10 protein-coding genes are annotated in these 11,983 nt (G+C 60.5%); 6 read left to right on the forward strand and 4 right to left on the reverse strand.

Annotated elements, in window-relative coordinates; genetic code table 11:
• The first annotated feature begins 484 nt into the window (after window positions 1-484).
• From FCF25_RS01430 to FCF25_RS01440, 3 genes are all read left to right on the forward strand, one after another.
• Entirely contained in the window at window positions 485-694 is a 210-nt protein-coding gene (locus FCF25_RS01430) for a hypothetical protein (RefSeq protein ID WP_137047058.1), read from the forward strand.
• A 187-nt stretch (window positions 695-881) separates the two neighbouring features.
• Window positions 882-1,250, forward strand: a complete 369-nt coding sequence (locus FCF25_RS01435; RefSeq protein ID WP_137047059.1) for a hypothetical protein — start codon at window positions 882-884, stop codon at window positions 1,248-1,250.
• 197 nt (window positions 1,251-1,447) lie between these two features.
• On the forward strand, window positions 1,448-2,011 hold the full coding sequence (locus FCF25_RS01440) for a DoxX family membrane protein (RefSeq protein ID WP_117594438.1): 564 nt from the start codon (window positions 1,448-1,450) through the stop codon (window positions 2,009-2,011).
• A gap of 207 nt (window positions 2,012-2,218) precedes the next feature.
• On the opposite strand, the gene FCF25_RS01445 is transcribed toward FCF25_RS01440, so the two are convergent.
• On the reverse strand, window positions 2,219-2,632 hold the full coding sequence (locus tag FCF25_RS01445; RefSeq protein WP_168191182.1) for a helix-turn-helix transcriptional regulator: 414 nt from the start codon (window positions 2,630-2,632) through the stop codon (window positions 2,219-2,221).
• 949 nt (window positions 2,633-3,581) lie between these two features.
• Between FCF25_RS01445 and FCF25_RS01450 the strand changes: the two genes are divergently transcribed.
• A complete protein-coding gene (locus FCF25_RS01450) occupies window positions 3,582-4,325 on the forward strand; it encodes an ABC transporter ATP-binding protein (RefSeq protein ID WP_137047060.1) in 744 nt (247 codons plus the stop codon).
• Window positions 4,318-5,763: a hypothetical protein gene (locus FCF25_RS01455; RefSeq protein ID WP_137047061.1), complete on the forward strand. Its 1,446-nt coding sequence runs from the start codon at window positions 4,318-4,320 to the stop codon at window positions 5,761-5,763. Before FCF25_RS01450 ends, FCF25_RS01455 begins: the two co-directional genes overlap by 8 nt.
• 74 nt (window positions 5,764-5,837) lie before the next feature.
• Here the strand turns inward: FCF25_RS01455 and FCF25_RS01460 are convergent, their stop codons facing one another.
• On the reverse strand, window positions 5,838-8,780 hold the full coding sequence (locus FCF25_RS01460; protein WP_137047062.1) for a PAS domain S-box protein: 2,943 nt from the start codon (window positions 8,778-8,780) through the stop codon (window positions 5,838-5,840).
• Between the two features lie 514 nt (window positions 8,781-9,294).
• Here FCF25_RS01460 and FCF25_RS01465 point away from each other — a divergent pair.
• Complete coding sequence (locus tag FCF25_RS01465) at window positions 9,295-10,023, forward strand: hypothetical protein (RefSeq protein WP_117594443.1); 729 nt, start codon at window positions 9,295-9,297, stop codon at window positions 10,021-10,023.
• A gap of 177 nt (window positions 10,024-10,200) precedes the next feature.
• Here the strand turns inward: FCF25_RS01465 and FCF25_RS01470 are convergent, their stop codons facing one another.
• Both FCF25_RS01470 and FCF25_RS01475 read right to left on the reverse strand, forming a co-directional pair.
• On the reverse strand, window positions 10,201-11,433 hold the full coding sequence (locus tag FCF25_RS01470; RefSeq protein ID WP_137047063.1) for an MFS transporter: 1,233 nt from the start codon (window positions 11,431-11,433) through the stop codon (window positions 10,201-10,203).
• Between the two features lie 180 nt (window positions 11,434-11,613).
• Window positions 11,614-11,796, reverse strand: coding sequence for an orc1/cdc6 family replication initiation protein (locus FCF25_RS01475; RefSeq protein ID WP_137047064.1), 183 nt, complete (start codon window positions 11,794-11,796; stop codon window positions 11,614-11,616).
• Window positions 11,797-11,983: the final 187 nt, after the last annotated feature.

Here is an 11,983-nt window from a genome sequence, read left to right on the forward strand (position 1 = left end):
CGACGCTGCCTCTCCGCGAGGACGACGGTGACAGGTGATGGTAGGGGGTAAGGTGGATGGAGAATCAACCGGGCAGATTCTCCACATCGGCTGATGCTGACGCTTCCCTCAAGTCGCTCGGTGCGTCCCTTCGTGGCGACCCCGTAGGTTTCGTCGTCCTCGCTGGTGCGACGCCTCAGTGGCGGTGTGGGAGTGGGGCCGCCATGTTCTATGAGTGATTGGAACGTAATAAATTTATTCCGGATAATGAGTTACAGTCAATCTGTATTGGAAATAATATTGTCACGAGAGGGGACGTTTACAGGGACGCTCGCGGAGGACTGATCCGCGATATTTCGGGCGACGGGTCGGTTCGAACTCCGGCCGGGAGCGACGTCGGGAGAGAAGTCTTCATATACTTCCAATCGCTTAAGGGGTGCAGAATCTCTACAGACACCGACGAGGACCCTCCGTACAGCCGCTCCAAAACAGATACCCGACGATAATGGACACACAGCAAGACGATAGTTCCGCGCTCAGGGAGTTCGAGCAGTCACTCGAGACGCTCCTCCTAGAGGCGTTCGCTCGAGGCGTACCGCTCGAAGGGCGGTGGCAGATAACACTGAACTCGCCGAACCTCCCCGATTGGTCGATTCAAATCAGCGAAAAGCCGCCAGCACAACCCGAGTACGACCCGGATTTCATCGAAGAGTGACATCCAACCGTTCGATGACCGACCTCGGAACAGTAGTTCTCCGGTAGAGAGTCCGCATCTGTGACACATGTGAGGGACATAACACTTATGTAGTTTACTGGCTCTGACTCTTACTGTACACTGCTGAAGTCGGCGGCGAAAGGACTGGAGACGTATGCTGTGTAGGCAGGTACGGAGAAGGTACATCATGACTACAAAAACAAGTGACACAAACCCTTCAGATGGCAATCCGAATCTTTCGCCGTCGGAGATCTTTTCGCTGCTGTCGAACGAGAGACGTCGGTACGCGCTGTACTATCTGACCACGCAAGTCGGAGCCATCCACCTCGGTGAGCTAGCCGAGCAGCTCGCCATCTGGGAGGGCGAACCGACGATGGACCACTATCACCGAATCTACGTCGGATTACTCCACAACCATCTCTCGGCGCTCATCCGCGCCGACGTGGTCGAGTACGACGCCGACGAGGAACTGATCTCCATCTCGGACGGAATTCGTCCTGTCCGTCCGTATCTGGAACTCTCAGAGTCCGAGGATATGAGTCACTTGGATTGGTGAGCTCTCTCCCCATCTCGCAGTAGTTTCCGCTCAAAAATACGGCGACGTACCGTACACCGACGAGCGGAGTCGAGGCTGTTCTACGCGATTCACCGAAGCTCGTCCCCGTCGACAACTGCACGACGCGGGACGATTCTCACCAGTCGGGAACCAGATTCCGTATTTATACTCCCACCGGTACTCTTCTCAACTGTACTATGAAGACGATAACCGCTGCCAACCGATTCGAAAGCACCATCGGTGGACTGACTGTCGGCGCCCGCGCACACAGCCTCAGCGTGTGGTTCGTCCTCGCGCTCCGTCTGATGATGGGCTACGCGTTCTTGTACTCGGGCTGGACGAAGCTCACCGGACCCGAGCCGTTCGCCGCACAGGGGTACTTGGCGAACGTCGCCGCGACGAACGGGAACCCCCTCGCCGGCGTGTTCGCGTGGATGGGAACGACCCCCTGGTTCGTCAGCTTCGTCGACGTGGCCGTACCCGTCGGTGAACTGCTCATCGGGCTCGGACTCCTCGTCGGGCTTCTCACCCGCCTGGCGGCGTTCTTCGGCGCGACGATGATGGCGCTGTTCTACTTCGGTAACTGGGACATCGCCCACGGGCTCATCAACGGCGACTTCGCGTACATGCTCGTGTTCCTCGCCGTCGCGGCGTTCGGCGCCGGCCGCATCCTCGGCCTCGACGCGCTCGTCGAGAACCACGAGGTCGGCGGCGAAACGCTCGTCGAGAAGTACCCGAAACTCGAATACGTCCTCGGATGAGCGGTCTCGTCTGAGGCTCGGTTCTTTTGCACCGACCACGCGCTACTTCAGTCGGAAGCTCCCTCGCTACTGGAGTCTGAGACGCGTTGTCGACAACTCGGTCTCCGACAGGCTAGAAAACTCGCCATCGAGGCGGAGTGTAGTCGAGGAAGATATACACCGGTCTACCGCTGTCGAATACGCTCGTGGCGTGAATCGTGGGAGCGACTAGGTGGTGTAATACTCGGTGACGTTCTCGCCGAGGCTCGCTTCGAGGCTGGCCTTCAGCGGTGTGGCCTCCTCGGTGAGCTCGACCGAAATCCAATCGCCCTCTCCGTCGTATTCGACGATGTCGGCGGCTGCGAGTTTGGGGAGGTGCTGATGGTAGAGTGTGGTCAGCACCTCCTTGACGTCCTCGTCGCTCGGCGAGTCGTACTCTCGGCGCGCGACCGCCGCGGCGAGGTCTTCGAGGAGAACGGGCCGTTGCTGCTCTGTGAGGTGTGCAAGGACGGCTCGACGACGAGGATGACCCACCGCGTCTGCGACGAGCGTTTCGAGGGAGCCACCAGAGAGATACTCGAACGCCCGATCCGGTGTCGCATCCTGCGAGGGCTTCATCATGTGTACTACGATGGCCTCCACAGGGGCGTGAAGTCACGGCACGTAAATTCCGGGAGTATATACGTCGAATTCACGTGTTTCGGACGGTATCCTGCGTTGTCAGGTAGAGCGGCTACCGACGACGCGAGGCTCTCGGATACGCCCGGTTCTAAGACGACCCTCCCTGGCGACGGCCGCAGACAACCGTTCACGACGCTCAATACTCACGCACCACAGCTATCCTCTCTCCCCGCTCTCTCTACAGAGATGAAGCGTCGTTTGCTCCAATGTTCGGGCTGCAACGGGTACGTGCTCGGTCAACGCACGCAAGACGAGAGACTCATCCCGGTCGGCACGAAGGACTGTCCGGACTGTGGAAACGCTAACTTCACGGTTGCCGACCGGTAGACACCGCCGTCTCCGTCGCCGCTCTGACAGCGGGAACCTCTGTACGAGTAGACCGGTCTCCGGAGTCGCGAACGGAGTGAAACCGCCCCAGAACCGACGACGCGGACTTTCCCTGGATTCGCGTCAAATGGTGCACTCGACTCTCCGAGCTGTCGAATGGTCGCTACGGGCCGTCACTGTACGCGTGTGCGGAGACGCGTCCGAGAGGATTCTCTGACTGGGTTGCTGGCGGGGAACTACCCTCAGGCCTCGTATTCGGGTATTCCCTCGAACGTCCCCTATCGTCGCTCTCACACCGAATCGGTGTAGAGAGTAGGGCAGCCAGCAACCGTAGAGAAATTCAACGTCTAGCGATAACAAACATCAACCTACTATTTTAGGCAAAAATACGACCGGGTGGTCACCTACTCGTCAGTCACCTACTCGTCAGTCACCTACTCGTCAGTCACCTACGAGTGAAGCGTGGACTTCCGCTTCGGACGATCCGTAACCGGGTTCACGCCGGGCCGGCCCGTCGACAATTTTTGGAGACGATAGTCGGTTAATTATATACGTTCGGGGAGAATGATGTCGCCAGACTTCCGTGACTGCAATCCAGATCGAAGCGCTCTACAAGAGGTACGGAGACGTCACCGCGGTCGACGGGCTCTCCCTCGCCGTCGACGACGGCGAACTGTTCGGCCTTCTCGGTCCAAACGGGGCCGGCAAGACCACGACGATGGAGATTTTGACCGGCCGACTCACACCGGAGCGCGGTCACGTCACCGTGCTGGACGTCGACCCGGTCGAACGCCCGACTGCAGCCCGCGAACGAGTCGGAATCCTTCCCGAAAAGGAGTCGCCTCCTAGCTTCATGACTCCCCGGGAGTACTTCGAGTTCGTCGGTGCAGTCCGTGGAATTTCTGACGACGAGCTAGACGAGCGAATCCGGACGTGGGCCGACAGACTCGGTTTCTCGGAGAAACTCGACACACTGTCCACGGATCTCTCGCGGGGCCAACAGCAGAAGGTCATGATCGCGAGCGCGTTCCTCCACGAGCCTGCGCTCGTGTTCATCGACGAGCCGCTGGCCAATCTCGACCCAATCGTCCAGGAGCGGGTGAAGCGCTTTCTGCGCGAGTACCGAGATGCCGGCAACACGGTAGTCGTCACGACGCACGACGTGGATGTGGCCGAGGAGCTGTGTTCGCGCGTGGGGATCGTGTACAACGGGACGCTCGTCGAAGACGTTCGCCCGGCCGAACTCGCGACCGACCAGACGCTCCTCGACGTTTTCTTAGACCGCGTCGACGCGACCGTCGAACGAGGTGTTCCAGCGGGTGACTGACGGCCGAATGCGCCGCGTCTTCGTCGAGATGTTCGTCGAAGAGTGGCGAATGCACAGCCGCCTCTTTCGCGGGAGTCATTTCGCTCTGTTCCCGGCGTTTGTCGCCCTCTTGACTGCAGGGATGGCGTGGTTGCTCGTCGTCACCGGTACGGAGCCGGAAACCGTGTTTGCCGGTCTGCACGCGCTTGCACTCGTCTTCGGTCTTCACACGGGGTCGATAGGTTTCGTCGGACGGGACGCACTCCAGAACCTCCTCGGCGACGTGACGCTCTTGGTCTTTACCGCCCGGACGCTGCCGCTCTCACAGCATCGGTTGCTCGGCATCTTCGTCGTGAAGGATGTCGTCTACTACGCGCTATTGTTCCTGTTGCCGATGACATTCGGGACGGTGTTGGTCACCCTCGAGACTGGGGGATTTCCGGGGTTGGTCTCTACGGGCGAGACGGCACTCGTCCTGTGGACGACTCTGACTGCGACGTTCGTTCTCGGGATGGGAGCGACGATCGCAGGACTCGGACTCACTCGGCGGGGCGCTTCCGGTCTCGCGATGCTCGCGCTTCTCCTCGCGGCCGTTGCTGCGGCGGCCGTCGGCGGCGTCGACGTCGCCGCTTACACGCCCTACGGCGTGTTTCTCGAACCGACGCTCTCGCGAATCGGTGCGGCGGTGACGCTCGTGCTCGCGGTCTTTCTTCTCGGAGCCGCTACGTTCGATGCGACTGCACCCCGTCCGGCCCGCACTGTCGGACCGTCGTTTCGTCGATGGTGGCGTCGTATCGGAGATCCGCTCGCGACGAAGACGCTCCTCGACGTACACCGCAGTGCCGGCGGATTCTGGAAGGTGTTCTTTTCGGCGGCAGTTCTCTTCGGCGTCACCGTCAGTCTCGTCGATTTCGCCGGCCAGATCACCGGCGTCTCGCCGTCTGTCGGCGTTTCGTTCGGCGCGATTCTGGGGCTCTCGGGGTTTACGACGTACAACTGGCTCACACAGTCTGACGACCTCGACTCGTACCTCGTCCATCCCGTGTCCGTTCCCGCCGTCTTCGAGGCGAAGTTCCGGGCGTTTCTCCTGCTCGGTCCATCTGTCGGACTCGCGTTTTATGCGCTCGCGCTCGGCTGGCGCGGGAGTCAGTATCTCGACGCAGTCGTCGGAGCCGTGTTGCTCGTCGGTGTCGCGTGCTACATCTTCGGGGTTACGGTGTATCTGACGGGACTCTCCCCGAACGAGTTTCTCTTCGACACTGCCCTGTTTGCGGTCTTCGGTGTCGCACTGATGTTCCCGCTGGTTCCGATTCTCGTCGTCGGGTTTGCACTCGCACCGCTGTCTCTCGGTAGCGTGGTCGCACTCGGGGGTGGCGGGGCCGTCCTCGCAATCGCCGGCGTCGTCCTGTATCGACGGTCGATTCCGCGGTGGTCGAGACGATACCGGGAGCTCCGGTGACTCGCGACTGCAGTCGTGGACCTCAACCTCGCATCTAACGTCGTGGGCCTCAACCTCGAATCCGCTGTGACGCGCTACGCGTCGGGGACCGTAAACGAGAACGTCGCTCCCTCGCCGGGGTCCGAGTCGGCCCAGATATCACCGCCGTGGCGCTCGATGATCCGCTGACAGACCGCGAGTCCGATGCCGGTCCCATCGTACTCCTCGTGGGTGTGAAGTCGGTTGAAGACCTCGAAAATACGATCCGTGTCGTCGGGGTCGATACCGATTCCTTCGTCGTGCACCGAGACGGCCCACTCGTCTCCCGCTCTCTCGGCCGAGATGTGAACGCGCGGGGGTTCGTCACCGCTGTATTCAATCGCGTTGTCGAGCAGGTTCTGGAACACCTGCCGGAGCTGGCTTGCGTCACCCTCGACTCGAGGGAGCGGGTCGGACGTCACGTCGGCGTCGCTTTCTTCGATCCGTAACTGCAGGTCTTCGAGGACCTCGTCGAGAACTGAATCGAGATCGGTCGGTTCGAGCGGGTCGCCCGACGTCTCGATGCGCGAGTACTGGAGCAACCCCTCGATCATCGCGCGCATGCGGTCGGCACCGTCGACGGCGAACGCGAGGAACTCCTCGGCGTCTTCGTCGAACGCGTCACCGTGGCGACGCTCGAGCAGTTGCAGGTAACTCGATACCATCCGGAGCGGTTCCTGGAGGTCGTGGGAGGCGGCGTAGGCGAACTGTTCGAGCCGCTCGTTGGACTCTTCGAGGTCGGCGACTAGCTGTTCGAGTTCCTGCTGGTACTGGCGGCGCTCGATCGCCTCCGCGAGAACGTTCGCGATACTCTGGACGAAGGTCACGTCCTCCTCGGAGTACTCCCGTTTCTCGGTGTCGTGGGTGCCGAGGATTCCCCACGGCTCGTCGAACGGGCCGATGACGGTGCTGAGACCGCTTCGGACGTCGTGGCTCCGCAGCAACTCGGGGCCGTCGAAGCGCGGGTCCGTCTCGAGGTCTTCGACGACAATCGGGTCGTCGTTCGCCAGCGTGTACGCCGCCTGGGAGTCCGATTCGGTGGCTGATACCCTAGCCTCGCCGACGATGCCGTCGCGCCAGCCGACGCCTTGACGGAGCAACAGTTCTTCGGCGTGCGAGTCGAGGTCGAGCACCTTGCAGTACTCGTTGTCAAGAGCGTCCGCCACCTGGCGCGACGCTCGGTCCATGAGTTCGTCGAGGTCGTCGTTTTCGAGCGCGAACTGTCCGAGGTCGGCCACGGTCTGCTGCTGATTGGCGCGGCGTTCGAGTTCGCGTTCGCGCTCCTTGCGGTCGGTGACGTCGGTGATGACCCCCTCGATATCGACGAAGTTGCCGTTGTCGTCGAAGACGCCGCGCCCAAAGTCCCTGACCCACCGGCTCTCGCCGTTGGCCGTCTCGATTCGGTAGGTCACGGAGAACGATTCGCCGTCGGCCGCGGCTTCGTGGATCTGCTCCCACAGATTCGGGTTCTCCGTCTGGTCCATGACGTCGTCCCCCCAGGAGACGGCATCGGATTCGAGCGTTTCGGCTTTGTACCCGGTTATCTCCCGACAAGCGTCGCTGACGAACTCCATCGGCCAACCCTGTTCGTTACGGCACCGATAGACCATCCCGGGGACGTTGTCGATCAACGTCGAGAACTGCCGTTCGCGCGTCTTCCGCTCCGTGATATCGTTCTGAACGGCGACGAATCGGTCGATCTCGCCGTGCTCGTCGGTCACGGGCGCGATCGTCTGCTCGGCGTAGTACAACGCTTCGTCCTTTCGCTGGTCGATAATCTCTTCTTCCCACACTTCGCCGGCCCGGACCGTCTTCCAGAGCCGTTCGTAGTAGTCGTCGGTGTGTTCGCCCGACTGGAGGATGCTCGGCGTCTCTCCCACCGCCTCCTCGGCCGCGTAGCCCGTGGTCTCTTCGAACGCCGGGTTGACGTACGTAATCTCGCCGCCGGGGCCGGTCATGTATATCGCGTGACCTGTAGCTTCGACCGCGCGCTCGAAGCGTGCGAGCTCCCGCTCGCGTTCTTTCTTCTGTGTGATGTCTCGGAAATAGACCGATAGGCCCGTATCCGATGGGTAGATGGCGTTGTAGAACCACCTGCCGGCCGGCTCGTAGTACTCCTCGAAAATCACGGAGTCCTGCGTTTCGAGGGCTTCGTACAGCGCGTCTTCGAGGGGGGCCGTGGAGACGGCTTCGTCGCGGATATCTGCACCGATGGCGGACTCGTCTACGCCCAGCGTCTCCATCGCCTGATCGTTCAGATACCTGAACCTCAACTCGTCGTCGAGCGCGTAGAACCCGTCCGAGATGCGCTCGAACACCTCGTCGAGTTCGGTTTCGAGTTCGTCGCGCTGGCGTTTGACACGCTCCGTCTGCGTCTCGAGGCGACGTTCGTACTCCCGTCGGTTGGTCATGTCCCGGGTGACTTTGGTGTACCCCTCGAGCGTGCCGTCGTCGTTTCGAATCGCGGAGATTGTCACGTTCGCCCAGAACGTCGACCCGTCGGCTCGGACCCGCCACCCCTCGTCTTCTACCGAGCCGTCACGTGCGGCCTTTTCGAGGTTCGCCTCCGGGACACCGGCCGCGCGCTCGTCGTCGGTATAGAACGTCGAGAAGTGTTCGCCGACGATCTCGTCGGCCGTGTAGCCCTTGATCTGTTCGGCACCTGAGTTCCACGTCCGGACGCGTCCGTCCGGGTCGAGCATGAAGATAGCGTACTCCTCGGTCGCCTCGACGAGCGAGCGAAACTCGGCGTCCGATGTGTCCGATTCCGCCGTGGACGTTCGTTCGTCCGGGACCGGCTGCCACCAGACGCGTCCATTGCCGCCGACTTTCTTCGTTTCGAGTCGACCGCGATCGACGAGGCGTTCGAGGCGCTCGTAGGCGCTACGACGGCCGAGGCCGGTTCGGTCTGCGATCTCGGTCGTCGTCACGGGTGCCCCTCCCGCTTCGAGGAGAGCGAGGGTCTCCCGAAGTGCGTCGGTTAACTGTACGTCGCTCACTACTTTAGTTTCTCGCGATACTGCCGGATAAATCCTCCGCAGTTGGAGGGTGTGTCGTCGGTCGAAGGGAGTGAACGGAATTCCATCGGACGATTTCGCGCGGCGTTCAGCACGCTCGCAGTAATGCACTTTCGGCCGCTAGCTCCTCAGCCGCCAGCTCTCCGACCGACACTCCTCAACCGCCACTCTCCGACCGCCAACTCCCCGATCGATAGCTACGTACGAACCTCCCCCGAGAGAAGACGTAGGTTCTGACACACCACCGCGTTCTCTCTGATCTGACACACCACCTTCTGGGGTGCCTCATCGGCGAGCAGTTGCTGGGAGTCACTCGCCACTACTGTGTAGTCGCTTTTCGAGTATTAGCGGTGTGGCTAATCGTTTAGGATCCATGAGTATCGTTAGAAAGACACATTCGGTTCGTGTACAAAACGGCCACGACGGATTCGGCGGTAGTCTATGTGTAGATTATCCAATACCTAGTATTTCACCCGATGCGACCGAGTACAGTGATATGAGGCTTCGACATCGGATTCGGTCAATCGAGTGGGAGGCCGTCGCGGGGTTGATCGCCGCCGTTCTCGCGCTCGTCCTCCACTTCTTGCACATCATCGAGGAGGGCGTACTGGTGATGATCACGCTGGTTCTCCTCTCGTTGCTGTTCATCCGGGACCTTCGGCGCGAAGAGCAGACCGAAGAGATCGCTACTTCGGTCGAACGGACCGAAAATCTCGTCCGCGACGTTCGGGGGGCGCTTCCCGCCCCGAGCGTCGAACTGATCGGCCCCGAGTCGCTCCGCTCGGAAAGTGCTCGGTTCGGACGGAACGCGAGCGGCGACATGGTCTGGTTTCACGTCTGCTTGCTGATGTTCCGACCGCAGAGTCTGTTCGATGCGCTGCTTCGACCCGCGATCGAGAACCCCAACGTGGACTCGATCCAGTTCGTCCTCGACGAGAGCGAGCGGGAGAACTGGAGGGCACACGTCGAACCCAAAGTAGCGGCGTGCGAGGGTCACGACACCGTCGAAGACCCGCTTTGGTACGACCTCGACGAGAGCGTCTCCTTCATCATCACCGATCACGTCTCCGGGGAGTCGCAGGCCCTCTTGAGTTTCTGGGGCGAACCCTTCATGGCCCGCACTACCGAGAGAGACGTCCCGCGATACATTTTCAGGGTGTACGAAGAATCCGGGCTGCTCTCACAGTTCCGAGAGATGGAACGGATGTACCGACTCCGAGGTTGATGCGTCGCTCTTGTGACTTCTCCCACTGTCCAGTCTACCCGATACGCGCGTTCCATACGACGTAGTCGCTGAATCCTTCATCGTCTCTACCGGAAGCCCCGTGCTGAATGCAGCGGATGGAGCTCGAAAGCCACTATCCCTTGTTCACGTGTGTACCGTCGGACGCAAACCGGAGAGTTACCCTTGTTTCTCGCCGATAGGTTCTTGCCAAAGGAGGATGACGCCCGAGCCCCCGGCGAGTACGACGCCACCGACGGCGAGTGCGAACAGCGGCGAGACCGTATCAGAGATAACCCCACTCCCGAGTTGGAACGGGACGACCGCCAGCCCGCTGACCATCGCCATCGCGCTCAGCACGGTGGCGCGGCCGAGCGTCTCGATGCGGTCGTTGATGTACTGTCCGGCGAACGAGCGGGTGACGTCCGAGAGCCCTCGTATCAACAGGAACGTCGGAAGCGCCAGTAACGGGACGAAGTACATCCCGACCAACGCACCGCTGACGGCAAACGGCAGAACGAGAAACCACGTTCGCAGTCCCACGGTCCGCTCGATGGTACCGGTGTAGTAGCTGAGCACTGCGCCGACGATACTGTACGCCGCGTAGAACCACCCGAGCAGGCTCTCGACCTGTGACTGAGCGACCCCGAGGTCGAGAACGACGGTCTCGAAAATCGGCTGGAGGAAGACGAACACGAGGTACGTCACACCGGCGTACAGAACGTAGTAGTACAGGAGGAACGCCCGGAGTTGGCGGCGAGTAAGGACATCACGGACGATGCCGACCGTTTGGCGAAGACTCAGCGCCTCCGAGTTCGTCCGCTTGTACGTCTCCGGATCGTCGAGGGAGAGCAGTACGACGATCCCGATGCTCGTCACGCCGGCAGCGACGAACCACGGGTACGAGAGGTCGATGCTGCCGAGATACCCGCCGACCACGGCCGCACCGGCACCGACTGCCAGCGCGACCGACTCTCCGCGCCCTCTCACGCGAGCGAACTCGTCTTCCGAGAGGTCGTCGGTGAGCGTGTCGTAGAGCCACGCGTCTTCGCTGCCCGAGCGAAAGTTGTAGCCCATCGACCAGCAGACGTAGAGGCCCGCCAGCGGGAGAAACGAATTCGAGAGGCCGATACCGAGAAGCGTCAGCGCGATGATCGACGTCCCGATGAGGAGACTGTTGCGCCGTCCGACTCGGTCACCGATGTACCCAGTCGGGATCTCCCCGAACAACGTCGTCAGATTGTACAGCGCCTCTAAAATCGCAATTTGGGTGAACGAGAGCCCCTGTGCCAGAAAGAAGAGGTACATAACGGGCCGGTAGAACTCGACTGCTTTCGTCGCCTTGTAGAGATAGTACTTCAGAATACTCCCAGAGAGCGCCCACCGAGTCCCGATACCCGCACAGCCAGTCATATGTGTGTGCCGGCAACGGAGGGCTACAAAGTATATCCTGTTATATTATTTTTTATTCACGAAGTGGAGTTCTTCGAGTGGGCTGCCAGAGTCTGAAGTTTTCGTCAAAAATCAGTCGAGTTGTCTGTGAGTGTAGGAACTTTCTCATCTCTAAACGTGTAATTGTTGAGTATCAACTTATCACAGGAACTGTGTCGCGAGAGAGCGGGACTTCTCTCGGTCGATGCTGTCAAATGCATCGTCCTGCTCCAGTGTCTCGAGAACAGCGAGTGCGTCGATCTCGTCGAGAATACTCTCTACAACGGACTCTGTGGATTGGTCAGTGTCAGAGGAATTTGAGGTATCTTCGCCGGGAGTGTCCATCGATGGTGTGTTTGTTGACCAACCTGCATTGACCTCTTTCGAAATGAACGGGGTTGTGTCGAAATGAAGGGGCCGCACTCGAAATGAAACACCAACCAGCGTCGGAATGACCCTGTCAATCTCGAAATGAACACCCTATACTCGAAATGAACTCCCTATCGTCCCAAAACGACCCCCACCCACCAAT

The organism is Haloprofundus sp. MHR1, assembly GCF_005155585.1.
Taxonomy (GTDB): domain Archaea; phylum Halobacteriota; class Halobacteria; order Halobacteriales; family Haloferacaceae; genus Haloprofundus; species Haloprofundus halophilus.

What these genes read in the sequence shown, in the direction of transcription:
- FCF25_RS01430 (WP_137047058.1), top strand. Translation starts at nt 485, where the DNA reads ATGGACACACAGCAAGACGATAGTTCCGCGCTCAGGGAGTTCGAGCAG.
- FCF25_RS01435 (WP_137047059.1), top strand. Translation starts at nt 882, where the DNA reads ATGACTACAAAAACAAGTGACACAAACCCTTCAGATGGCAATCCGAAT.
- FCF25_RS01440 (WP_117594438.1), top strand. Translation starts at nt 1,448, where the DNA reads ATGAAGACGATAACCGCTGCCAACCGATTCGAAAGCACCATCGGTGGA.
- FCF25_RS01465 (WP_117594443.1), top strand. Translation starts at nt 9,295, where the DNA reads ATGAGGCTTCGACATCGGATTCGGTCAATCGAGTGGGAGGCCGTCGCG.
- FCF25_RS01470 (WP_137047063.1), bottom strand. Translation starts at nt 11,433, where the DNA reads ATGACTGGCTGTGCGGGTATCGGGACTCGGTGGGCGCTCTCTGGGAGT.
- FCF25_RS01475 (WP_137047064.1), bottom strand. Translation starts at nt 11,796, where the DNA reads ATGGACACTCCCGGCGAAGATACCTCAAATTCCTCTGACACTGACCAA.